Genomic DNA, 23305 nt, shown 5'->3' with positions numbered 1-23305 from the left:
GAGAGGGAGGGAGAGGAAACGCTGGTTACGGCTGGGTCGCGAGCAGATAGGTCTGGCGCAGCGCGTCGATCGGCTTGAGGCCGCCCTGGTCCTCGTAATGCCAGAAGGTCCAGCCGTTGCAGCTCGGCGCGCCCTGCAGCGTCGCGCCCAGCTTGTGGATCGACCCCGCCTGCCCGTCGCAGCTGAGCGAGCCGTCCGCGCCCACCGTCGCCCGCCAGCGCGCCTTGTGGTCGCTGAGCACGGTGCCTGGCGCCAGATAGCCATTCTCGACCAGCTGGCCGAACGCCACGCGCGGCGCGGCCTTGGGGGCCTGCATCGTCTGCAGCGCGCTTTCGTCGAGCGGCAGGGCGGCGGCGATGCGCTCCAGCGCCGCTTCCACGTACACCCCCTCGCGATCGATGCCGATCCAGCGCCGGCCGAGGCGCTTGGCCACCGCGCCGGTGGTGCCGGTGCCGAAGAACGGATCGAGCACCACGTCGCCCGGCTTGGTGCAGGACAGCAGCACGCGGTACAGCAGCGCCTCGGGCTTCTGCGTCGGGTGAACCTTGGTGCCGTTCTTCTTCAGCCGCTCCTGCCCGCTGCAGATCGGGAATTCCCAGTCGCTGCGCATCTGCAGTTCGTCGTTGAGCGTCTTCATCGAGCGATAGTTGAAGGTGTAGCGCGACTTCTCGCCCTTCGACGCCCAGATGAGGGTTTCGTGCGCGTTGGTGAACCGGGTGCCCTTGAAGTTCGGCATCGGGTTGGCCTTGCGCCAGATGATGTCGTTGAGGATCCAGAAGCCCAGGTCCTGGATCGCCGAGCCCACCTTGAAGATGTTGTGGTAGCTGCCGATCACCCAGATCGTGCCATCGTCCTTCAGGATCCGGCGCGCCTGCGCCAGCCATTCGCGGGTGAACTTGTCATAGGCCGCGAGGCTGTCGAACTTGTCCCACTCGTCGGTCACCGCGTCGACATGGCTGCCGTCGGGACGGTTGAGGTCGCCGCCCAGCTGCAGGTTGTACGGCGGATCGGCGAAGATCATGTCGATCGACTTGTCGGGCAACCCGCGCATCGCCTCGATGCAATCCTGGCGCAGGATCGTGTCCAGCGGCAGCACGGCCGGCGCCTGCTTCGCGACGCGCACACCCGCCCGTTTGACCTTCTCCAGCACGCCCATGAATCATTGCCCCTTCGCTCAAAAGGCACCCCTATTCGGGGCCGAGCGACTCCTCCGTCAAGAGGGGGGATCGCCGGGCGGTGACCCGAAGCAGATGCTTGGCGCGGCGGAACATTTCGGCACCCGCCATATCTTGAGTCAAGAAGTTATCCACAGGCCCAAGCGCTGGTGGGTGTGGCCCAAAAGACTCAGTTCCTGGCCAGTGAAAATTTTCCCGGCCTGTGGATAAGCTGGAACGTTCCGCAAACGATTCAACCGATCGCAATGGCCTCGCCGCCGCCGGCGACGCTCGCCGCAAGCCGGGCGCGGGCCTGGGTGAACAGGCCCATTTCGTACAGCGCCTGGGCCTCGCGACCGAACCATTCGGCCTCGCCGCCGAATCGGATGCGGGCGGCAACGCATAGCGCCACCCGGACCTCCCAGGAGGTTCCTGTGGCGAGGATCGCGGTCCGGACCGCCTTGCGGCTCGCCCGCGCGCCCAGCATGTCCGAAGGCAGCCGCACCGCCAGCGCGCGCTCGCGCCACGGCGCGATCTCGCCGAGATCGGCATAGTCGCTGGCCAGCACGGGGTCGCGCAGCGTCTCGAGAAAGGCGATATGCAGCGGATGGGTGGGATCGGTCAGCGCGGCATCGTCATCGAAGCGAAAGCGGATCGCGCCGAGCCCGCGCGATTCGGCGTAGCGCACCATCGCCGCCATCTCGTGGAAGCTGGCCGGGCCGATGATCGCCTCGCGGAGCAGCTCGGCCAGCACCGGGTCGTAGCGCGTCGCCGGCTGAAACCCGCCGGTCGTCCCCCGTATCAAGCTGCCCATATACGCCATGCCCGCTTTCCTCCCGCTGCTATCCCAACATCATAGGACGGCGACGGGGCCTTTGGGCGTACTAGGCAAAATTTGCCGGGTGATCGATATAAGTGGAGCGCACTCCTCCGGCCGTCATCCCGGCGAAAGCCGGGATCCATTGGGGCCTACGGCGCGGCTCTTGCTGCAACGAAGAGGCGAATGGATTCCGGCTTTCGCCGGAATGACGGGGGGTAAGGAAACGACGGTCCGGGAGATTACTCCGCCGCGATCGGCCCGAAATCGAGATGCGCCTGCGCAACCGGCGCGAAGCTGCGGCGGTGGTGCGGGGTCGGCCCCAGCGCGCGCAGCGCCTCGTGGTGCGCCCTGCCGCCATAGCCCTTGTTCGACGCCCAGCCATAGCCGGGAAACTGCGCGTCGAGCTCGACCATCATGCAGTCGCGGCGATGCTTGGCGACGATCGAGGCCGCGGCGATCGACAGGCAGAGCGCGTCGCCGCTGACCACCGCCTCGCTGCGATGATGCCATTTGGGGCAGCGATTGCCGTCGACCAGCACGAAGGCCGGGGGGAAGCCGAGAGACTCCACCGCGCGCGTCATCGCCAGCATCGTGGCCCAGAGGATGTTGAGCCGGTCGATCTCCTCGACGCTGGCAATGCCGACGCCCACCTTCGCGCAGGCAAGCAGTTCCTCGCATAGCCGCGCGCGCTTGGCCGCGGTCAGCGCCTTGGAATCGTTGATGCCTTCGGGGATGCAATCCGGGTCCAGCACGACGGCGGCGGCAACCACCGGCCCGGCCAGCGGACCGCGCCCGGCCTCGTCCACCCCGGCGACCGGGCCGGCATGGAGCTGGAAATAACGGGTTTCGTAGCTAAGGTCAGGCATCGTCTTCAATGCGCCATGGCGGAAAGCGGCGCATCTCGCCAGCCTGATAGAGACGAACGGCATTGCCGGCAGGATCGCGCAGCCGTGCCTCGCGCCAGCCCCATTTCTCGTCCTGGGGCTCCTGCTCGAAGCGAAAGCCCTGCTGCTGGAGATAGGCAACGGTCACGTCGAGATCGCCGCATTCGAAATAGACGACCGGCGCGGTATACGCCTCGTCGGTGGCGATCGAGAAGGTCGCGCCGCCCTCGGTCTCGAACCGGGCGTAGCGCGGGGAGGCGCGCACCACCTGGCGCAGCCCGAGCAGCCGGTAGAAGCGCTCGCTGGCGGCCAGATCCCTGGCCGGCACCGTCACCTGGTTCAGCATCGGCTCGAAGAAGCTCATGTTGAGGTCGAGCCGCACCGCCTGCTGCGCCATGGGCCCATGCCCGCGCCCCAGCCCCTCGGCCTCGCGCATCGCAATCCGCACGAAGCGGCGTGCCCGGCTGACCGCCTCGGGCAGGTCCCATTCGCAGGCGAGCCCGCAGGCGATGGCGGAGGCCAAGGTGCAGCCGGTGCCATGCGTGTTCTCGGTATCGATCTTGGGGTCGCGCCACTCGATCTGCGGCGGATCTTCCGGATCGACGGAGTAGAGCGTGTCGACCACCTCGGGCCCTTCGCCGTGCCCCCCCTTCACCAGCACCGCGCAGCCATGCGCCGCGACGATCTCCTGCGGATCGCGGCCCAGCGCCTCCAGTTCGGGCAGGTTCGGCGTCACCACCGTCGCGCGGTCCATCAGCCGTTCGAACGCGGCGACGGTCGCCTCGTCCGCCAGCCGGGCGCCGCTGGTCGCAACCATCACCGGATCGAACACCACCGGCACGCCGGGCAGCTCGTCCAGTCGCTCCGCCACTGCGAGCGCCGTGCGCGCCGAGCCGATCATGCCGATCTTCACCGCGTCGACACCGATGTCGCGCACCACCGAGTCGATCTGCGCGATCACCATGTCGGTCGGCACCGGATGCACTGCCTGCACGCCCACCGTGTTCTGCGCCGTGATCGCGGTGATCGCGGTCATGGCATGGCCGCCGAGCATGGTGACGGTCTTGATGTCGGCCTGGATCCCGGCGCCGCCGCCGGAATCCGAGCCTGCAATGATCAGCACGCGTGCGCCCATGGCCTTATCCCTTGTGCTTGCGCTCGGTGGATGCCGGATGTCGCCGCAGCGCGTCGCCGACGCGGGCGGGGCGATCGAGCAGTTCGCCGCCGCAATTGGGGCAGCGCTCGTCCATGTCATCGGCGCATTCGGCGCAGAAGGTGCATTCGAACGAGCAGATGAACGCGCCGCCGGCATCGGCGGGGAGGTCGACGCCGCAGCGTTCGCAATCGGGCCGCATTTCCAGCATCGGCCAACCTTCTAGTCACCTTGCCGCGGGAGGCAAGCGCCGCTCAGCGCGGCGGGTTGAAGGCGACGATCAGCACCGCGACCAGCAGCGCCCCCAGCCCGCACAGGAATGCCTTGTCGGCGATGTCCTCCGTCCGCGTTGCCTCGGGCGAGCGGATCGCGAGATAGGAGAGCAGGCAGCTGCTGGCGAAGCAGAGGCACGCGCCCATGGCCACCTCGTCGGCCATCGTTTGATCGGCAACCTTGGTCAGCTTGAGGCCGGTGATGATCAGCAGCGCGATACCGAGCAAATTCGACGCGGCGCCCAATATGTGCGGCGAGCGATCCATGAAGCTACCCTTCGGCGACGCCTGGCCGATCACCCTGCCGCGACGCGCACCGCATCGCATACGCGGTCGACCACCGCTTCCACCTGCGCCTTGTCGTCGCCTTCGGCCATGACGCGGATCACCGGCTCGGTACCCGAGGCGCGGATCACCAGGCGGCCGCGGCCCTTCAGCTCGGCCTCGGCGGCGGCGATCACGTCCTGCACGCGCGCGTCGTCCAGCGGCTTGCCCCCGGCGAAGCGGACGTTCTTGAGCAGCTGGGGCAGCGGCTCGAAACGGTGGAGCACCTCGCTCGCCGGCGCGCCTGCGCGGACGATCTCGGCGAGTACCTGCAGCGCCGCGACCAGCCCGTCGCCGGTGGTCGCATAATCGGAGAGGATGATGTGCCCGCTCTGCTCGCCGCCGACATTGTAGCCGGAACCGCGCATCTTCTCGAGCACATAGCGGTCGCCCACCTTGGTGCGCACCAGCCCCAGGCCCTGCGCGGCGAGGTGCCGCTCCAGCCCCAGGTTCGACATGACGGTGGCGACCAGCCCGCCCCCGGCGAGCTTGCCCTGCCGCGCCCAGCCGGTGGCGATCAGCGCCATCAGCTGGTCGCCGTCGATCACCGTGCCGGTCTCGTCGACCACGATCAGCCGGTCGGCATCGCCGTCGAGCGCGATGCCCAGCGCCGCGCCCGAACCCACTACCGTCTCGCTCAGCACCTGCGGCGCGGTGGAGCCGACGCCGTCGTTGATGTTCTTGCCGTTGGGGCTGACGCCGATCGAGACGACCTCGGCGCCCAGCTCCCACAGCGCCGAGGGTGCGACCTGATAGGCCGCGCCATTGGCGCAATCGACCACGACCTTGAGACCGTCCAGCGTCAGGTCCGACGGGAAGGTCGACTTGGCGAAGTGGATATAGCGGCCGCGCGCGTCCTCGACGCGGCGGGCCCGGCCGATGTCGGCGGAGGCGGCCAGCGGCACGTCGCCGTCGATCAGCGCCTCGATCGCCTCCTCATCGGCGTCGGAAAGCTTGAACCCGTCCGGGCCGAACAGCTTGATGCCGTTGTCGGCATAGGGATTGTGGCTGGCGGAGATCATCACGCCCAGATCGGCGCGCATCGAATGGGTGAGCATCGCGACGGCCGGGGTCGGCATCGGGCCGACCAGCACCACGTCCATGCCGACGCTGGTGAAGCCGGCAACCATCGCATTTTCGAGCATATAGCCGGAAAGTCGGGTGTCCTTGCCGATCACCACGCGGTGGCGGTGGTCGCCCCGGCGGAAGTGGGCGCCGGCGGCCATGCCCACCTTCATCGCCATCGTCGCCGTCATCGGTGCGAGGTTGGTGGCGCCGCGAATGCCGTCCGTGCCGAAATATTTTCTTGCCATGCGTCTCGTTCTCGCGCCCTTGTGGCGTTGTGTGCAGGCTGTGATAGCGGCGAAAATCTCAAAGGGCGAGCATGTCGCAACCTACCCGTATTCTTCTTTCCCTGCTGGCCGGGCTCGCGGTCGGCGCCGCATTGGCGGCCTTTTCCCCGCAATGGGGCCTGACGATCGCCGGCTGGGCGCAGCCGGTCGGCCAGGCATGGCTCAACGGCCTGCAGATGACGATCGTGCCGCTGGTCGTCGCGCTGCTGATCACCGGCGTCACCGCCACCGCCGAGGCCGCCGCCGCCGGCCGCCTCGCCGGCCGGGCGATCGCGCTCTATGTCGTGCTGCTGTTCTGCTCGGCGCTGCTGGCCGCGGTGCTGACCCCGCTGTTTCTCAAGATCGCGCCGCTACCGCAGGAATCCGCCGCCAGCCTGCGCGCCGCGCTGACCGGTGCCGAGAAGATCGGCCCGGTGCCGCCGCTGGGCGAGTTCCTCGCCGCGATCATTCCCGCCAACATCGTCAAGGCGGCAGCCGAGAACGCCTTCCTGTCGCTGATCATCTTCTCGCTAGTCTTCGCCTTCGCGATCACCCGGGTCGCGGCGGAATCGCGCGCGCTGCTCACCAACTTCTTCGTCGCGGTGCGCGACGTGATGCTGGTGGTGATCGACTGGGTGCTGTGGATCGGCCCCGTCGGCGTGTTCGCGCTAGCGCTGGTGGTCGGCGCCAAGGCGGGCACCGGCGCGTTCGGCGCGCTGTTCCACTACATCCTGATCGTCTCGGCGGTCGGGCTGGTGGTGACGCTGTTCGCTTACCCCGCCGCCGTGCTCGGTGGCCGCATCGGGCTGGGCCGCATGTTCCGCGCGGCACTTCCCAGCCAGGCGGTGGCGCTCAGCACCCAATCCTCACTCGCCACGCTGCCGGTGATGATCGAGGGCGCGGAAGAGGTCGGCGTGCCGGTCGCGGTCTCGGGCGTCACCATGCCGCTGGCGGTGGCGATCTTCCGCTCGACCGGCCCGGCGATGAACTTCGCCGTCGCCATCTACGTCGCCGAATGGTTCGGCGTGCCGCTGCACCCGGCGACTCTGCTGGTGGGCGCCGTCGTCGCCACCTTGACCTCGCTGGGCTCGGTGTCGCTGCCGGGCACGGTGAGCTATGTCAGCGCGATCTCGCCCGTCGCGGCTACGATCGGTGCGCCGATCACGCCGCTCGGCCTGCTGGTCGCGGTGGAGACGCTGCCGGACATCATGCGCACCGTCGGCAACGTCACCTGGGATCTCGCCACGACGATCTGGCTGTCGCGCAAGGCAGGCGCACAGCCGGGCTCGGGCGACGCGATCCTGCGCCACGAGGCCTGAGGGAAGCGCCTCCCCCTGGGGAGGCGCGCGCCCCTTACTTCAGCAGCACCAGTTCCTCGGCCATGGTCGGGTGCAGCGCGACGGTGGCGTCGAACGCATCCTTGGTCAGCCCGGCCTTCACCGCCACCGCGGCCGCCTGGAGGATTTCCGGCGCATCCGGCCCGATCATGTGGAGGCCCACCACCCGGCCGGTCACGCCGTCGCAGATCATCTTGTACAGCGCGCGCTCGTGCCGCCCGGCGAGCACGTTCTTCATCGCGCGGAAGTCCGAGGTATAGACCTTCACCGAGCCGAGCTTGTTGCGCGCCTCGCCCTCGGTCATGCCCACCGAGGCGATCGGCGGGTGGCTGAACACCGCGCTCGGAATGCAGTGATAATCGACCTGGTGCGGCTTGCCGCCGAACAGCGTGTCGGCAAAAGCCTGGCCCTCGCGGATCGCCACCGGGGTCAGCTGCACGCGATCGGTCACGTCGCCGACCGCATAGATGCTCTCGACCGTGCTACGATTATCGGCATCCACCTTGATCGCACCGCGCTCGTTCAGCTCGACGCCGACGGTCTCGAGGCCCAACCCCTTCGTGTTGGGCACGCGCCCGGTGGCGAACAGCACGCAATCGACTTCGATCGGATCATGCCCGCTCATCGAGACCAGCAGACTCTCATCGGCCTGCTTCTCGATCTTCTCGAACTCGGCGAAGAAGCGGAACTCGATGCCCTTTGTCATCGAGATCTGGAGCAGCCGGTCGCGGACCTGCGCATCATAGCCGCGCAGGATCACGTCGGTGCGGTTGACCAGCGTTACCTTTGAGCCGAACTCGTTGAAGATGCCGGCGAACTCGTTGGCGATATAGCCGCCGCCAGCGATCAGCACGCGCTTGGGGAGCGTCTCCAGATGGAATACCTCGTTCGAGGTGATGCCATGCTCGCTGCCGGGGAAACTCGGCACGTGCGGATGCGCGCCGGTGGCGATCAGGATCGTCTTGGCGCTGACCACCTTGCCGCTAGCCAGCGTCACCTCGTTGGGGCCGGTGATGGTGGCGCGCTCGTGGAAGATGGTGACGCCGTTATTCTCCAGCCCCTGGGTGTAGAGGCCGTTGAGCCGGTCGACATCGGCGAGGACGTTGTCGCGCAGCGTCGGCCAGTCGAAGCGGCAATCGGGGACGTCCCAGCCGAAGCGGCGCGCGTCCTTCAGATCCTCGGCGAAATGCGCGCCGAAGATGAGCAGCTTCTTGGGCACGCAGCCGCGGATCACGCAGGTGCCGCCGACGCGATATTCCTCCGCCACCGCGACCTTGGCGCCGTACGCCGCCGACATGCGCGAAGCGCGCGTGCCGCCGGAGCCCGCGCCGATCACGAACAGGTCGAAGTCATAGTCGGACATGGTTCACTCCGGAGGTGTGCCGGCGCGAGGGGCCGGAAGAAGGGGTCGAGAAGGAAGATAGGGTGCGGCGCCCGAAAACAAGAGTGCGACCGCTCTCGCCATCGCTCCCCTCCCGCTTGCGGGAGGGGTCGGAGGAGGGGATGGGCAGGTGCGGACTGCGCCGTAACGGCATGAGCCGCCACGTTGGCCCCTCCCCCAGCCTCTCCCGCAAGCGGGAAAGGAACGGAGCTCACCGCTTGCGGACGAACTCCGCGCGGAGGACGAGGCCCTTGATGCCGTCGAACTTGCAGTCGATTTCCTGCGCGTCCCCGGTCAGGCGGATCGACTTGATCAAGGTGCCGCGCTTGAGCGTCTGGCCGGCGCCCTTGACGGTCAGGTCCTTGATCAGCGTCACTTGGTCGCCATCCTGCAGCAGGTTGCCGACCGAGTCCCGCACCTCCACCGTATCGGCGGCCGCAGCCTTGGCCGCGGCCTCGGCGGCGGGGATCCACTCCCCGCTCGGCTCGTCGTACACATATTCTTCTTCGCCGCTCATGCGCCGAACGCCCGCTGGATCAGGTCGTTGGTCGAGGGGTCGAAGTCCAGCCCGCCCTTGTCCGCCGCCTTGGCCATTTCCTTGCCCAGCTCGACGCCGAACTGGTCGAAGGGATTGATGCCGAGCAGCACCGCGTTCACGAACACCCGGTGCTCGTAGAAGGCGATCAGCGCACCCAGCGTGCGCGGGTCGACGGCGTCGAGCAGCAGCGTCGACGACGGACGATCGCCCGGATAGCTGCGTGCGGGATCCTCATGCCCCTTGCCGGCCATCAGCGCCGCGCCCTGCGCGAACATGTTGAGCAGCAGCTGGCGGTGATGCTCCGGCGCCAGCGCGTCGCCGGCCTCGATCACGCCGACGAACTCGAGCGGCACGAGGTGCGTACCCTGGTGGAGCAGCTGGAACACCGCATGCTGCGCATCGGTGCCGACGCCGCCCCAGGTGATCGCCGAGGTCGGGTAGGTCACGACCTCGCCCCGCGCCGTGACGCGCTTGCCGTTCGATTCCATCTCCAACTGCTGGAGATAGCTCGGCAGCAGCTTCAGCCGCTCGTCATAGGCGAAGGTCGCGCGGGTCTCGCAGCCGCGCGCCTGGGTGTAATAGAGGTCCGCGAACGCCGCGAGCGCGGGCGCGTTCTGCGAAAGATCGGTCAGGCGGAAGTGGCGGTCCATCTCGGCCGCACCTTCGAGCAGTTCCGCGAACGCCTCCCAGCCCAGCGCCAGCGCCGCCGGGAAGCCGATCGACGACCACAGCGAATAGCGGCCACCGACGCTCTCGAAGAAGGGCAGCACGCGCGTCTCGTCGACGCCCCATTCCACCGCCTTGTCGGGGGAAGCGGTCAGCGCCACCACCTGGCCATAGGGATCCTCGACGCCGCCCTCGGCCATCCAGGCAAGCGCGCTCTGCGCGTTGAGCATCGTCTCGGTGGTGGTGAAGGTCTTGCTGGCGATCACCAGCAGCGTCGCCTGCGGATCGAACGCGTCCATCGCGTCTTCGAGCGCCACGCCGTCGACATTGGAGACGATCGCCACGTCGTAGCGGTCCATGTCGCGACCCAGCGCGTCGACCAGCAGGTCCGGACCCAGCGCGGAGCCGCCGATACCGATGTGGAGGATATGACGAATCGGCCCCAGCGCCTCGGCCTCGATCGCATCGATCAGCGCGCGCATCCGCTCGTGCTGCGAACGCGCGCGGGCGACGCTCTCGGGCGCGCCCTCATAGCGCTCGGCGGTATGCTCGGCGGCGCGGCCTTCGGTTACGTTGACAACCTCGCCGGCGAACAGCGCGTCGCGCTTGGCGGCGAAGTCCATCTGCTGCGCCAGCGCGGCGAAGGCCGACACGGCCTCCGCCGTCAGGTGCGTCTTGGACCAGTCGAAATGGATGCCGGCGACATCGACGCTCAGCCGCGACAGCCGCTCGGCGTCGGCAGCGAACAGGTCGGTGAGCTTGGTCTGGGGAAGGGCTTGGATCGGCGTCCAGTCGGGCAAGGCCATGTTCATCTCCTTGGTGGCAGCGCTCCCCTATCGTCCCGCACCGGCCCATTCCAGCCTCATTCCGCCGCTTGACCTCCCCGCCGCGCCCTAGCAGAGCAGTGCCCATGGAAACGCCCGCCTCCACCGAACCCGTCGCCTCGCGCCCCGAAAACGTGCAAGCGCCTGGCCCAAAGCCGGAAAAGCCGAAGTCGGAGTGGCGGGACCTCGCCACCTTCCTGCTCAAGCTGGCGCTGATCGTGTTCGTGGTGCGCAGCTTCATCTTCTCGCCGTTCAGCATTCCGAGCGAGTCGATGCTGCCGCGGTTGCTGATCGGCGACTATCTGTTCATCACCAAGTGGAACTATGGCTACTCCAAGCACTCGCTGCCGTGGAGCCTGCCGCTGATCCCGGGCCGCATCCTGCCGCGCGATCCTGCCCGCGGCGACGTGGTGGTGTTCAAGGCACCGAACCATAATGGCGAGGACTGGATCAAGCGCGTCATCGGCCTGCCCGGCGACACGATCGAGATGGTCAACGGCCAGGTGATCCTCAACGGCAAGCCGGTGCCCAAGCAGCGCATCGCCGATTTCGTGCTGCCGATCACGCCGAACTTCACCCATTGCCCGACGCAGTTCCAGACCGCGGACGCCAAGGGCGCACCGATCTGCCGCATCCCGCAGTTCCGCGAGACGCTGCCCAACGGCAAGCAGTATAACGTGCTCGATCAGGACAATCTGCCGCAGGACAACACGCAGGTGTTCACCGTCCCCGCCGGCCATGTGTTCCTGATGGGCGACAACCGCGACAACTCCACTGACAGCCGCTTCCAGCAGCCGCCCTATGGCTCGGGCATCGGTTTCGTGCCGATCGAGAATATCGAGGGCAAGGCGGTGGTGAACTTCTGGTCGACTGACGGCGGTGCCAACTGGTTCCTCCCCTGGACCTGGTTCACCGCGGCGCGGTGGAGCCGGATCGGAGAAGGCTTCTGAGCGTGCCCGATCTGGGCGGCTGGGTCGAAAAGACGTTCGGCCGCCCCGCCAAAGACCTGCCGGCCTTCCAGCGCGCGCTGACCCATGGCAGCCAGGCCGCCGGCAACTACCAGCGGCTCGAATTCCTCGGCGACCGGGTGCTGGGGCTGATCGTCGCCGAATGGCTGTTCGAGCGGTTCCCGGAGGAGCCAGAAGGCGCGCTCTCGCGTCGGCTCAACTCGCTGGTGACCGGCCCGGTCTGCGCCGATGTCGCGCGCGAGCTGGGCGTGGTGCCGCATCTCCGCCTCGGCAAGCAGGCGCGCGACGACGGCGCCGCCGACAGCGACAATGTGCTGGGCGACGTGATGGAGGCGCTGATCGGCGCCTGGTATCGCGAGGCCGGGCTCGACGCCGCGCGCGCCTTTGTCCGCAAGGCCTGGGGCAACCGGATCGACGAACACGCCAAGGCGCCCAAGCATCCCAAGTCGGCGCTCCAGGAATGGGCTGCCGCGCGCAACCGCCGTCCGCCCGAATATGAAATCCTCGACCGCTCCGGCCCCAACCACGCGCCGCGCTTCACGGTAAAGGTGTCGATCGGCAAGCTCGCCGAAGCGAGCGCCGAGGGCAGCAACAAGCAGGAAGCCGAAACCGCGGCGGCAGCGGCGCTGCTGGCCAAGCTGGGCGGCTGAACAAAGCGCCCCCTCAATCTTCGTCATCCCGGCGAAAGCCGGGATCCAGTAGCTTCTACGCCATGGCTCGAGCCGAGCCGGTGAGGGCAATGGATCCCGACTTTCGTCGGGATGACGGGTTCGGGAGGAGCGGCACCCGTTGACTCCGCCGCCCCTGCCCCGCCAAGCCCGCTGCCATGTTCCGCGCCTTCCTTCTCGCCGCCCTGTTCCTCCTCGGCAGCTGCGGCACCGCGCCGCGCGAGGCCAAGCCTGCGCTCTGGGCGGTACGCGACGGCGACACCACCGTCTATCTGTTCGGCTCCGTCCACCTGCTCCCGCCCGACCTGCGCTGGCTCGAGGGGCCCGTGCGCACCGCCTTCGACGCCAGCGACACGCTCGTCCTCGAACTGGTGATGCCGCCGCAAGCCGAAACCCAGGCGCTGCTCGACAAGCTGGGCCGCACCCCGGGCGACCCCACCGTCGCCGCCCTGCCCGCGCCCGAGCATGCCAAGCTGGAAGGTGCGCTCCGCCAGGCCGGGCTATCGCCGCAATCGCTCGACCGCGACGAGCCGTGGCTGGCCGCGCTCACCCTGTCGCTGCTGCCGCTCCAGACGCTCGGCTATGACGATGCGCGCGGTGTCGAGCAGGTGCTGCAGGCCGCCGCGACGAAGGCGGGCAAGCAGGTAATCGGGCTGGAAACCGCCGAGGAACAATTTGGCTATTTCGACCATCTCTCCGACGCCGCGCAGACCCGCCTGCTCGGCGACACGCTCGACGGACTGCCCGAGACCGGCGCCAATATCGACGCCGCGGTCGCCGCCTGGAGCAAGGGGGATGCCGACGCGCTGGCCCGCCTGCTCAACGCCGACCTCGCGCCCAATCCGGAGATGCGCGACACGCTGCTGCTCCGCCGCAACCAGCGCTGGGCGGCCTGGGTCCAGGGCCGCCTGCAGCGCGCGGGCACGGTGTTCGTCGCGGTGGGCGCAGGCCATCTCGCCGGTAGCGACAGCGTGCTGGCGATGCTCACCAAGTCCGGGCTGAAGGTCGAGCGGCTCCAATAGGAAGCCGCCCGGCCCGCCGCTCAGTCCTGCGGCGCGTCGATGACCACGATACGGGTGAGCGAGGTCAGAAAGTCGATCCCGTCCCAGATCGCGTTGAAGTTCAGCGCGTGGCCGAAAGGCACGATGCGGTCGATCCCCTGCGGCTGGGCGTTCAGCAGGAAGGCCTGCCAGTCGCCCTTGGGCACGCCGAAGCTGGCCACCGTCTGCCAGTTGCGCCGCGCACTGGCGCCGAGTTCCTCCAGCGCCGCGACATGGAATTCGCGGAAGAAGCCGCCGCCGGTGCCGTTGGGTTCGCCGAGCAGCGCGATCGGGCACCGCACGACGCTGATGAAATTGGTCTCCAGCGGCACCACGCTGGCATGGACGCTCACCGCATTGTCCTGCTCGGCGAGCAGCTTGGCGACCGCGCCGGCATCTTCCCAGCCCAGATTCGCCTCGCGCGCGCCGGCTTCGACATGGTGCCAGAAATCGGTGCTCGCCGCCGCGATGTCGTATGCCGAGCCGCGCCACACCAGTGCGCGGGGGGACGAACAGGCCATCTGGCCAAACCACAGCGAGTCGTTGACGAAATCGCGGGCAACCGGCGTCTTGTTTTCGTTGGCCAGCCAGGCCTTGGCGTCGACCACCGCGAGTGAATATTTGTTCGGGAAGGTAAGCTCGGTGCCGCCGGGCGAGAGCGGGCTCTTGCGGATCAGCTCCACCGTGCCGTCGCCGCCCCACACGACGCGAACGTCGCAGTGGCGCGAAAAGGCGTCGGTGATCGACTGGTCATGCTCGTAGCGGACGATGCCGATGATCCCGCGCAGCCGCGCGCTCGACGCCTCGACCACCTGCTTGAGGATGTCGTTGAGCAGGTCCGACTGCTGCGCCGCGCGCGAGGACATGCGCACCAGGTTCACATTGCCGGCGAGCATCGACAGCAGCAGCGAATAGACGAAGATCGTGTCGACGTTGGACGGCGCGATATGGAACGCCAGCCCGCGGGCCAGCCGCAGCGCGTCCGGGTACTGCGCGTCGAACCGGTCCTTCATCCGCTTGATGTTGGCGCCGCGCGCCCAGAAGCCCAGCGCGACCAGTTCCGGATGGCGGCGGGCCTGCGGGCTGGCCATCAGCGCCTTGCCCAGCCGCTCGATGAACTCGATCACCGCCGGATCGAACGGGGCGAGCGGGCGCTGCGCCAGCAAAGCGTCGATGTTCGCGCCCTCGGGGACGACGAACCGCACCTTGTCGAGACTGTTCATAGCTTGGCACTCACTCGCATGGTTCGATCGGTTCACTGGTTGCTGGCGAAGGTGTCGCTGCAGCCGCGCACTTCGGCCTTGGGCAGGCGACCATGGACCGCGAAATACTTGCCCTTGCGGCCGCAGGCGCAATCGTCCTCGCCGAGCAGCGTACCCTGGTCCTCGGTCAGCAGCGAGTGGCCGGGATAGCTGCGCGGCAGCACCGAGACGACCTGGATCACCCCGGTCTCGCCGATATCGCACGCGCTCCAGTCGACCGGGCGGCGGATCACCACGTCGGCGAAGACCGGGGCATGGAGGTGCCCCGCCTCGCACTCGACGAAGATCGAGCCGGTCTGCTCGACCATGCCGTAGAAATTATGGACGCGGCCGAAGCCGGCGAGATCGCTCGCGCGCTGCTTGAAATGCTCGTTGGAGACCTTCTCGGCCTCCAGCTTCTTCCAGCCGCCCGAATGGATCAGGATCGCATTGTCGAACGGCAGCTTGCGGCCCGACTGCTCGAGCTGCTGGATGAAATAGCGCCACACCATGAAGGTGAAGCCGAAGGCGAAGATCGGCTGGCCGGCATTGGCGGCGGCGAAGGTCTCCAGCGCCTCCCAGTCCAGCTCCATCGTCTCGTCCTTCAGCGCGAAGACGTGCTGGCGGCCGAAGGTCATCATGCCGAGGATGCCGGCGCCGCGCGCGCTGAAGGTGCGGCGGTCCTTCACCACGCTGGGGTGATCGATGATCAGCATCGGCAGCCGCTTCGGGCCGATGAACGAGGTCATGATCCTGGTCAGCGCGCGGGTCTGCAGCCGGGCGGTATCGGCATCGAGGAAGATGCGCGAGGGGCGCTGGCCGGTGGTGCCCGAGGAGGTCATCGTCTTGAACACCTGGTCCTGCGGCACCGAGGACAGATCGTGCAGCTTGAACATGCTGACCGGGATCAGCGGCGCGTCGGCCCCGCCCGGCAGGTCGCCCGGGCCATAGGCGTCGAGGATCGCGCGATAGCCTTCGCATTCGGTCCCGTGGAATGCCGTCAGCTCGCGCAGCTCGGCCTGGAGCAGCGCGTGCTTCTCCGCCTTGGGGAGGTCGTAGACGGGAACCTCGAAAAAGGACTCAATCATCGCTTCAACTCCTTTTTCCGCACCGACAACGCTATCGGCCCCGGCATCGCGCCGATATCTGGCGTCGGCCAGGGCTGTTCAAGTCACGCAGGCTTCGAGGCCTGCTCCCATGCTGCTTGCAGCGCCGCCGCCGTCACCTTGCCGGAAGCGGTGCGCTCGACGGGGCCGCCGCTGCGCACCTCGATGCCGCGCGGGGGCAACGAGAAGGCATCGACGATCGTCTTGCGCACCTCGGCAGGATCGAGGCCGCCATGGATCAGCACCTGCAGCTTGTCGTCGGCGCCGAAGCAGAACACCTCGGCCTCGGGCGTGGCGATGCGGCGCTCGACCTCGTCGAGGTTCACGCGCAGGCCGAACACCTTGAGGATCCGCGAGCTGCGCCCGACGATCCGCAACAGGCCGTCCTCGCCCAGCTGCGCCAGATCGCCGGTGGACAGCACGCCGCCCAGCTCGTCGCCCTTGGCGAGATCGGCGCGCGCCAGCGCGTAACCCATCATCACCGCGGGGCTGTGGATCCGCATCTCGCCGGTCTCGCCCGGCGCGGCCGACGACCCGTCGTCCTTGACCAGCTCGATCGTGACGCCCGGAATGGCGACGCCGATCGCGTCCGGATGCGCCGCGGCATGTTCGGGCGGCAGATAGGCGACGCGTGGGCCGGCCTCGGTCTGGCCGTACATCACGAAGAACTTGCGATCGGTCCGCGCCGCCCAGTCACCAAAGAAGGACACGATGCGCGGATCGAGCCGCCCGCCCGCCTGGGTGAGCGTCTTGAGGCTCGGCAGGCTCAGCTTCTCCTCGCCGAAGCGGCGGAGCGTCGTATAGTGGAACGGCACCCCCGCGATCGAGGTCGCCGCGTGCTGGCGCAGATCATCCCAATAGCCCGGCTCCATCACCGTCTTGCGGGTGACGCAGATGCACGCGCCGACGGCGAGGTGCGAATGGATCACCGACAGGCCGTAGGAATAGCTCATCGGCAGGTGGAGCAGCGGCCGTTCTTCGGCGGTCAGCGCCAGATACTGGGCGATGCTCTCGGCATTGGCCGTGATGCCGGCGAGGCGCTGGCGCACCAGCTTGGGCGAGCCGGTGCTGCCCGAGGTGGTGAGCAGCAGCGCCAGATCGGCATGGAGCTCGGCCGGCGGTGCATCGGTAACGGTCACGCTGCCCGCCACCGGATCGACGATCGCGTTGGGCTGGTAGACCGCGTAGAGCTGCGCCGACAGCAGCTCGGAAAGATCGGCTTCCAGGAGCAGCGGCACATGACCCGCGTGGAGCAGCGCCACATAGGCCGCGATCGATTCGGCCGAGACGCTGCACCGAAGCACGACCAGCGACCGCGTCGCGGGCAGCCCCGCGATCAGCCGCTGCCCGAGCGCCAGCGTCTCGGCATAGCTGAGCACGCGATCGCCGTCGGCGACGCAGGGATTGCCGGCGAATGCCTGGAAGACCCGATCGAACATGCGCCTAGACCATCATCCCGCCGTCGACGCCGATCACCTGGCCGGTGATGTAACGGGCGGCATCGCTGGCGAGGAAGACGCTGAGCCCGGCAACGTCCTCGGGGGTGCCGAGGCGACCCATGCCGATCGACGCGACGGTCTCCTGCCGCTTCTCCTCCGACAGCCCCTCGATCAGCGCCGTGTCGATCGCGCCCGGCGCGATGGCGTTGACGCGGATCTGGCGAGCGGCGAATTCCTTGGCGAGGCTCTTGGTCACGCCGATCACGCCCGCCTTGCTGGCGGCATAGACCGCCTGGCCGGCAAAGCCCTGCGCGCCCATGATCGAGGTCAGGTTGATGATCGAACCGCCGCCGTTCCGCGCCATCAGCCGCGCCGCATATTGCGAGGCGACCAGCACCGAGCGCAGGTTCACCTGGTAGGTTTCGTCCATCATCTCGACCGAGGCCATCTCGATCATCGAGGCCTTCAGGATGCCGGCATTGTTGACCAGCACGTCGAGGCGACGATCGGCCTTCTGGATGGTCCCGAAGGCCTGCTTGATCGCCGCCGGATCGGCAACGTCGAAATAGAGCGCGCGCGCCTCGCCCGCGCCGAGCGCGTTGAGCGTCACGAGAGTCGCATCGAGCGCCCCCTCGGTCCGCGCCGCGAGCCAGACGGTGGCGCCGGCCTCGACCAGCCCCTTGGCGATCGCCGCGCCGATGCCGCGCGACGCCCCGGTGACCAGGGCGACGCGGCCGGCGAGCAGGTCAGGCCTCGACATCATACTTCTTGAGGATCTCGCGAATCGTGCCGACGCTCGACATCGCGACGATGTCGTCGGTGTCCAGCATCACGTCATAGGCGGCTTCCAGCTCGGCGATCAGCGCCATGTGCGCCACCGAATCCCATTCGGGGATCGAGTTGTACTTCAGGTCGTCCGTGATCGCGGAGCGATCGAGCATCAGTGCGCGCGCGACGATTTCGTGCAGGTCTTCGGCCATGTGTAGATCCTTGATGGGGAGAGAAAGAACTTATGCCGCGTCGGCGGGCGTGGATGCTGCCGGGGGCGCTGCTGCCGCGGCAGCCGCTGCGTCGGCGCTCGCGCGCGACAGGATGAGGCCCCACTGTCCGGTGACGATACCCTTTTCCATCACCCGCGCGGGGTTGCCGCCGGCGAGGCAGCCATCGGGAATGTCGCGCATCACCACGCTGCCGGCGGAGATGATGCAGCCGTCGCCGATCTTCACGCCCGGGAAGATGATAGAATGCGCGCCGATCTGGCAGCGCTCGCCGATGATCGTCTTCAGGTGCATCCGGCGCACATAGTCGTGCGTCAGGATCGCGGCGCCGAAGCTGACCGCCGTGTCCTTGCCGATCCAGACGCCGTCGGGATGCGCCTTGTCCAGCTTCGACGACAGCGAGATCGCACAGCCCTCTGCGATGTGCATGCCCCAGAATTTGTTGAGATACAGCCGATAGATCTCAACCGCATAGCGCCTGAGCTTCCGCCGGATGAGAGCCGCAGCCCCGAATTTCGCCATCTTAATCCCCCGAGCGCAATTTCAACCAATCGAACCTTCGACTCCGTCGATCGATTGGCTCAGACTACTACAAAACCGTTCACGCCGCCCCCACGCCACAACGCACATGCACAAGGACCGCGGGAGACCAGGCCTTATCGCCTTTTAGTCAGCGATCTTCCACTGCCGCAAGCGTCCATGTTCACCAATTATTATCTAATTGCGCCATCTACCCGCGGAATGTGACCGTTCGTCGTCACTATCCGCGGCGCTGCCGGACGGCCGGCGAGCGACGGGGTATAACACCCGAAACCCGGTTCGGCTCCCAGGAAATGTTGCGCCGCAGCATGCGCACTTCCCGAAGCGGGACCGACTTGCGATTTCGCCGCGCTTCGCCTATAGGCGCGCGCTTGCCGTGGCAGGGTCATCCCTGGAGGCCTGCCGCTGCATGCACGTTGAAACATTTAGCGCATTGGAAATCGACACATGAGCGACACGCTTACGCTGTCGGCCGAAACGCGCGACCGGGCTGGCAAGGGAGCCTCCCGGGCGCTGCGTCGTGAAGGCCGCGTCCCCGCCGTGATCTATGGCAACAAGCAGGATCCGCAGAGCATCCACGTCAACGAGCGTGAGCTGCAGAAGCTGCTGAACACCGGCCACTTCTTCAACTCGGTGATCATGGTCAATGGCGAGCGCACGCTGGCCAAGGACGTCGCCTTCGACGTCGTCACCGACCGCCCGCTCCATGTCGACTTCCTGCGCATCTCCGAGCACGCGACCGTCCATGTCGAAGTGCCGATCGTGTTCGTCGACGAAGAGCTGGCCCCCGGCCTGAAGCGCGGCGGCGTGCTCAACATCGTCCGCCACGAGCTGGAGCTGGTGGTCGACGCAGCCGAGATCCCCGACCAGGTCGAGATCTCGGTCAAGGGCCTCGAAGTCGGCGATTCGCTGCACATCTCGGCCGTGACCCTGCCCAAGGGCGCGACCCCCGCGATCACCGATCGCGACTTCACCATCGCCACCGTCGTCGCGCCGTCGGCGCTGAAGTCGGCAGACGGCGAAGCGGAAGCCGAGTCGGCCGAGGGCTGATCGGCCTTCCCTTCACGGGTTCAAAAGATCGCCTCCGCACCCTAGGTGCGGGGGCGATTTTCTTTTTCGGGAGTGTGGGTGATGCAGCTATGGGTGGGTCTCGGCAATCCGGGGCCGCAATATGCGATGCACCGCCACAATGTCGGGTTCATGGCGCTGGACGCGCTGGCCGAGGTGCACGGCTTCTCCGCGCCGAAGAAGCAGTTCCAGGGCTGGACCCAGGAAGGCCGCATCGGCACCGAGAAGATCGTGCTGCTCAAGCCCGGCACCTTCATGAACGAAAGCGGCCGCGCCGTGCGATCGGCGATGGATTTCTACAAGCTCGCGCCCGAGGACGTCACCGTCTTTCACGACGAACTCGACCTGCTACCGATGAAGGTGAAGGTAAAGCGCGGCGGCGGCACCGCCGGGCACAACGGCCTGCGCTCGACCGACGCGCATCTCGGGCCGGACTTCCGCCGGGTGCGGCTCGGCATCGGCCATCCCGGGCACAAGGACCGGGTGACCGGCTATGTGCTCGGCAACTATGCCAAGGCCGAGATAGAGCCCTTGTCCGACATGCTCGGCGCGATCGCCGCCGAGGCATCCTGGCTGGCGGCAGGGGACGATGTGCGCTTCATGAACGAGGTCGCGCGGCGGATGCAGGACTGAGCGCCGGCCAAGTTTCTCTACACTTCCAGAAGGTTACCACTTGATACCGGCAGCGGTCGTGGCATCCTCCCGTCGAACTCGATGAGAGGATGCCCGATGCGCCTGGTCCTGACCGCCCTGCTCGCTCTCGTGCCGCTTGCCGCCCCCGCCGCAGCCCAGACCGCCGCCACCCAGACGCAGCAGCCGGTCTATGAATTGCGCATCTATTATCCGGCGCCGGGCAAGGCCGAAGCGCTCAACGCGCGTTTTCGCAACCACACGCTCAAGCTGTTCGCCAGGCACGGCATGCGCAACGTCGCCTATTGGAACGAGCTGCCTCGGCCGGATGCGCCCGAGGGCCGCGTGGTCTACATCCTCGCCTACCCCAGCCGCGAAGCGCGCGAGGCGGACTGGAAGGCGTTCGGCGCCGATCCCGAATGGCAAAAGGTCGTCGCCGAGTCCGAAGCAAGTGGCAAGATCGTCACCAAGGTCGAGAGCATCTTCATGACGATGGCGGATTATTCGCCGGCGCTCGCGCCGTCCGGCAGATAAACGAAAGGGGCCCGGTCTCCCGAGCCCCTTCCGTTCATCTTGGTGTAGGCGCTTACTGCTTCACGCCGACCACTTCGCCGACGATGCGGGTGTCCGCGCCGTTGATCGTGCCCGAGGCGCCGAAGACGATGCCGAGGTTCACGCCCTTCGAGCCGTAGAAGGCGCCGGCAATCGTGCCGGTCGCAGCACCGCCGCTCACCAGGCTGCCGCTGAACTGGTTCTGCCCGATCGGGATCGCGCCCTGGGCGTTCAGCGTCACATAGGTGGTCTCGGCGCCGCCGCTCGGCAGCGTCGTCAGGTTCATCGTGGTGGTGACGAGGCCGGTGGCGAAGTTGACCGCTACGGTCGCCGTGCCGCCGACGCGGACGAGCGTCGTCGCGCCATTGGCGACGCTCACCGAGCGACCGACGATCCGCGCGGTATAGTTGGCGGTGCCGGTGGTGAGCATGTCGTAGCTCAGCGTCGGATAGCCCCAGATCGCATAGGTCAGGCGCTTCTGGCCGGTGGTCGAATCGCCGCGCCACCAATTGGCATAGCTCAGCACGGTCAGCGTCTTGAGCAGGCTGTCGCTGGTGGTCACGGTCGCCGCGCCGATGTTGTTCAGCACTTCGAGCTGGCTGAAATTGCCCGCCGCAGCGCCGGTCGCGGTGCTGACGCTGCGATAGACGAACTCAGTGACCGTCGGCGCCGCCGGGGTGGTGACGTTGGTGCCGACGAAGCGCGATTCCTCGGTCGCCTCGTCCATCACGAAGGTACCGTTGGTGAGGTCGGTGGTCGCGGCCAGCTTGACGCGGCTGGTGAAGGTCTCGGTCGCCGTCACGCCCAGCGTCACCGCACCCGCAGCGGGATCGCCGGTATAGTTGGTCGTCGCGTTCAGCGTGCTGAACTCGGCGGCGGCAGCCAGCGGGAAGGCGGTGTAGGTCGCGGTCGGCGTCGGGGTGGGCGTCGCCGAGCCCGATGCGGTGGGGGTCGGGGTCGGCGTCGGGGAGGAGTTTCCACCGCCGCTGCAGCTTGCCAGCGCGGCCGCAGCCGCGGCGCTGCCCAGAATGACATAACGGCGAATCATACGAAAACTCCTCGAGAACCTGCCGCACGCAGCAAAAGACTTGGCCCCCTGTACCCCAGATGAACGCCCCTGCGTCAAGGCCGCGCGCGTCACACTGGAAAAACCCGCCGCCTGCGCGTATCGGGCACACCATATCGCCGGCGCGCCCGCCGGCCCCTTCACGACAGGATCGAAGTACATGGGTTTCCGTTGCGGCATCGTCGGCCTGCCCAATGTGGGCAAGTCCACGCTTTTCAATGCGCTGACCGAGACGGCCGCGGCGCAGGCGGCCAATTATCCGTTCTGCACGATCGAGCCGAACGTCGGCAACGTCGCGGTGCCCGATCCGCGGCTGAACAAGCTGGCGGAGATCGCCGGCTCGCAGAAGATCATCGAGACGCAGCTCGGCTTCGTCGACATTGCGGGCCTGGTGCGCGGCGCGAGCAAGGGCGAAGGCCTGGGCAACCAGTTCCTCGGCAACATCCGCGAGGTGGACGCGGTCGTCCACGTGCTGCGCTGCTTCGAGAATGACGACATCCAACATGTCGACAACCGCGTCGATCCGATTGCGGACGCCGAGACGGTCGAGACCGAGCTGATGCTCTCCGACCTCGAAAGCCTGGAAAAGCGCGTGCCCAACCTCGCCAAGAAGGCGGCGCAGGGCGACAAGGAAGCCAAGGCCGCCGCGAGCGTGCTCGGCCAGGCACTCGACCTGCTGCGCGACGGCAAGCCCGCGCGCCTCACCCAGCCGAAGGACGAGGACGAGGCCCGCCACCTGCGTCTCGCCCAGCTGCTCACCGCCAAGCCGGTGCTGTACGTGTGCAACGTCAACGAGGAAGACGCGGCCAACGGCAACGATCTCTCCGCCAAGGTCTTTGCCAAGGCCGCGGCCGAGGGTGCGCAGGCAGTGGTCGTCTCGGCGGCGATCGAGGCCGAGATCGCGACCATGCCGATCGAGGAGCGCGGCGAGTTCTTGCGGGAGCTGGGGCTGGAGGAGACCGGCCTCGCCCGCGTGATCCGCGCCGGCTACACGCTGCTCGACCTGCTCACCTTCTTCACCGTCGGCCCGAAGGAAGCGCGCGCCTGGACCGTTCACCGCGGCGCCACCGCGCCCAATGCGGCGGGCGAGATCCACAGCGATTTCGAGAAGGGCTTCATCCGCGCCGAGACGATTGCCTATGACGATTTCGTCGCGCTGGGCGGCGAAGCCAAGGCGCGCGAGGCCGGCAAGCTGCGCGCGGAAGGCAAGGCCTATGTCGTCAATGATGGCGACGTGATGCACTTCCTGCACAGCTGATCCGGTCTCAACCCCCTCCTCCTTGGAGGAGGGGTTGGGGGTCTGTC

General features: G+C 67.5%; 25 protein-coding genes. 8 read left to right on the top strand and 17 right to left on the bottom strand.

Annotated features, from left to right (window positions below; translation table 11 throughout):
* Positions 1 to 25 precede the first annotated feature (25 nt).
* The 7 genes from CA234_RS18520 to glmM all read right to left on the bottom strand — a co-directional run bounded on the left by CA234_RS18520 (position 26) and on the right by glmM (position 5920).
* Entirely contained in the window at positions 26 to 1156 is a 1131-nt protein-coding gene (locus CA234_RS18520; RefSeq protein ID WP_125975525.1) for a site-specific DNA-methyltransferase, read from the bottom strand.
* A 251-nt stretch (positions 1157 to 1407) separates the two neighbouring features.
* Positions 1408 to 1977: a hypothetical protein gene (locus tag CA234_RS18515; RefSeq protein ID WP_125975523.1), complete on the bottom strand. Its 570-nt coding sequence runs from the start codon at positions 1975 to 1977 to the stop codon at positions 1408 to 1410.
* 236 nt (positions 1978 to 2213) lie between these two features.
* Positions 2214 to 2840: a ribonuclease HII gene (locus tag CA234_RS18510; RefSeq protein ID WP_126002444.1), complete on the bottom strand. Its 627-nt coding sequence runs from the start codon at positions 2838 to 2840 to the stop codon at positions 2214 to 2216.
* Positions 2833 to 3993 (bottom strand): bifunctional hydroxymethylpyrimidine kinase/phosphomethylpyrimidine kinase, encoded by a 1161-nt coding sequence (gene thiD / locus CA234_RS18505; protein WP_125975519.1) that lies wholly within the window; start codon positions 3991 to 3993, stop codon positions 2833 to 2835. Before thiD ends, CA234_RS18510 begins: the two co-directional genes overlap by 8 nt.
* Before the next feature lie 4 nt (positions 3994 to 3997).
* A complete protein-coding gene (locus CA234_RS18500; RefSeq protein ID WP_125975517.1) occupies positions 3998 to 4222 on the bottom strand; it encodes a DUF1272 domain-containing protein in 225 nt (74 codons plus the stop codon).
* A 43-nt stretch (positions 4223 to 4265) separates the two neighbouring features.
* Entirely contained in the window at positions 4266 to 4550 is a 285-nt protein-coding gene (locus tag CA234_RS18495) for a hypothetical protein (RefSeq protein WP_125975515.1), read from the bottom strand.
* Between the two features lie 29 nt (positions 4551 to 4579).
* Positions 4580 to 5920, bottom strand: coding sequence for a phosphoglucosamine mutase (gene glmM / locus CA234_RS18490; RefSeq protein WP_126002443.1), 1341 nt, complete (start codon positions 5918 to 5920; stop codon positions 4580 to 4582).
* A 71-nt stretch (positions 5921 to 5991) separates the two neighbouring features.
* Between glmM and CA234_RS18485 the strand changes: the two genes are divergently transcribed.
* Entirely contained in the window at positions 5992 to 7257 is a 1266-nt protein-coding gene (locus tag CA234_RS18485; protein WP_126002442.1) for a cation:dicarboxylase symporter family transporter, read from the top strand.
* Positions 7258 to 7291: 34 nt separating this feature from the next.
* Here CA234_RS18485 and gorA read toward each other — a convergent pair whose 3' ends face one another.
* The 3 genes from gorA to pgi all read right to left on the bottom strand — a co-directional run bounded on the left by gorA (position 7292) and on the right by pgi (position 10666).
* Positions 7292 to 8638 (bottom strand): glutathione-disulfide reductase, encoded by a 1347-nt coding sequence (gene gorA / locus CA234_RS18480; protein WP_126002441.1) that lies wholly within the window; start codon positions 8636 to 8638, stop codon positions 7292 to 7294.
* 229 nt (positions 8639 to 8867) lie between these two features.
* Positions 8868 to 9173 (bottom strand): alkylphosphonate utilization protein, encoded by a 306-nt coding sequence (locus CA234_RS18475; RefSeq protein ID WP_125975507.1) that lies wholly within the window; start codon positions 9171 to 9173, stop codon positions 8868 to 8870.
* Positions 9170 to 10666: a glucose-6-phosphate isomerase gene (gene pgi / locus CA234_RS18470; RefSeq protein ID WP_126002440.1), complete on the bottom strand. Its 1497-nt coding sequence runs from the start codon at positions 10664 to 10666 to the stop codon at positions 9170 to 9172. The genes CA234_RS18475 and pgi overlap by 4 nt, the downstream gene beginning before the upstream one ends.
* A gap of 104 nt (positions 10667 to 10770) precedes the next feature.
* Here pgi and lepB point away from each other — a divergent pair, with 104 nt between their 5' ends.
* The 3 genes from lepB to CA234_RS18455 all read left to right on the top strand — a co-directional run bounded on the left by lepB (position 10771) and on the right by CA234_RS18455 (position 13342).
* Positions 10771 to 11634, top strand: coding sequence for a signal peptidase I (gene lepB, locus CA234_RS18465; protein ID WP_206431239.1), 864 nt, complete (start codon positions 10771 to 10773; stop codon positions 11632 to 11634).
* An 11-nt stretch (positions 11635 to 11645) separates the two neighbouring features.
* The gene (gene rnc, locus CA234_RS18460) at positions 11646 to 12302 is read left to right on the top strand and encodes a ribonuclease III (protein ID WP_209092090.1); all 657 of its coding nucleotides are present in this window, start codon (positions 11646 to 11648) and stop codon (positions 12300 to 12302) included.
* Between the two features lie 176 nt (positions 12303 to 12478).
* Positions 12479 to 13342, top strand: a complete 864-nt coding sequence (locus CA234_RS18455) for a TraB/GumN family protein (RefSeq protein ID WP_126002438.1) — start codon at positions 12479 to 12481, stop codon at positions 13340 to 13342.
* 20 nt (positions 13343 to 13362) lie between these two features.
* Here CA234_RS18455 and CA234_RS18450 read toward each other — a convergent pair whose 3' ends face one another.
* From CA234_RS18450 to CA234_RS25280, 6 genes are all read right to left on the bottom strand, one after another.
* Complete coding sequence (locus CA234_RS18450; protein WP_126002437.1) at positions 13363 to 14583, bottom strand: acyl-CoA reductase; 1221 nt, start codon at positions 14581 to 14583, stop codon at positions 13363 to 13365.
* A gap of 32 nt (positions 14584 to 14615) precedes the next feature.
* Positions 14616 to 15689, bottom strand: coding sequence for an acyl-protein synthetase (locus tag CA234_RS18445; protein ID WP_125972868.1), 1074 nt, complete (start codon positions 15687 to 15689; stop codon positions 14616 to 14618).
* Positions 15690 to 15772: 83 nt separating this feature from the next.
* Positions 15773 to 17146: an AMP-binding protein gene (locus tag CA234_RS18440; protein WP_125972870.1), complete on the bottom strand. Its 1374-nt coding sequence runs from the start codon at positions 17144 to 17146 to the stop codon at positions 15773 to 15775.
* Positions 17147 to 17150: 4 nt separating this feature from the next.
* Positions 17151 to 17909, bottom strand: coding sequence for an SDR family NAD(P)-dependent oxidoreductase (locus tag CA234_RS18435; protein WP_206431238.1), 759 nt, complete (start codon positions 17907 to 17909; stop codon positions 17151 to 17153).
* On the bottom strand, positions 17893 to 18126 hold the full coding sequence (locus CA234_RS18430) for an acyl carrier protein (RefSeq protein ID WP_093294009.1): 234 nt from the start codon (positions 18124 to 18126) through the stop codon (positions 17893 to 17895). Before CA234_RS18430 ends, CA234_RS18435 begins: the two co-directional genes overlap by 17 nt.
* Positions 18127 to 18156: 30 nt before the next feature.
* On the bottom strand, positions 18157 to 18666 hold the full coding sequence (locus tag CA234_RS25280) for an acyltransferase (protein ID WP_125972874.1): 510 nt from the start codon (positions 18664 to 18666) through the stop codon (positions 18157 to 18159).
* Positions 18667 to 19131: 465 nt separating this feature from the next.
* Here CA234_RS25280 and CA234_RS18420 point away from each other — a divergent pair, with 465 nt between their 5' ends.
* From CA234_RS18420 to CA234_RS18410, 3 genes are all read left to right on the top strand, one after another.
* The gene (locus tag CA234_RS18420) at positions 19132 to 19734 is read left to right on the top strand and encodes a 50S ribosomal protein L25/general stress protein Ctc (protein ID WP_125972876.1); all 603 of its coding nucleotides are present in this window, start codon (positions 19132 to 19134) and stop codon (positions 19732 to 19734) included.
* 81 nt (positions 19735 to 19815) lie between these two features.
* Positions 19816 to 20385: an aminoacyl-tRNA hydrolase gene (gene pth, locus CA234_RS18415; protein WP_125972878.1), complete on the top strand. Its 570-nt coding sequence runs from the start codon at positions 19816 to 19818 to the stop codon at positions 20383 to 20385.
* Between the two features lie 96 nt (positions 20386 to 20481).
* Positions 20482 to 20916 carry an NIPSNAP family protein gene (locus tag CA234_RS18410; protein ID WP_126002436.1) on the top strand — a complete coding sequence of 145 codons (435 nt, stop codon included), beginning with the start codon at positions 20482 to 20484 and terminating at the stop codon, positions 20914 to 20916.
* A gap of 52 nt (positions 20917 to 20968) precedes the next feature.
* Here CA234_RS18410 and CA234_RS18405 read toward each other — a convergent pair whose 3' ends face one another.
* Positions 20969 to 21982 carry a transferrin-binding protein-like solute binding protein gene (locus CA234_RS18405; RefSeq protein ID WP_125972882.1) on the bottom strand — a complete coding sequence of 338 codons (1014 nt, stop codon included), beginning with the start codon at positions 21980 to 21982 and terminating at the stop codon, positions 20969 to 20971.
* Between the two features lie 178 nt (positions 21983 to 22160).
* Here CA234_RS18405 and ychF point away from each other — a divergent pair, with 178 nt between their 5' ends.
* On the top strand, positions 22161 to 23258 hold the full coding sequence (ychF, locus tag CA234_RS18400) for a redox-regulated ATPase YchF (protein WP_125972884.1): 1098 nt from the start codon (positions 22161 to 22163) through the stop codon (positions 23256 to 23258).
* The last annotated feature ends 47 nt before the right edge of the window (positions 23259 to 23305 follow it).

It is taken from the genome of Sphingomonas sp. ABOLE (assembly GCF_003950455.1).
In the GTDB taxonomy this organism is placed as follows: Bacteria; Pseudomonadota; Alphaproteobacteria; order Sphingomonadales; family Sphingomonadaceae; genus Sphingomonas; species Sphingomonas trueperi.
Note: the sequence above shows the minus strand (reverse complement) of the source record. Positions and strands in the feature narration are given on the sequence as shown.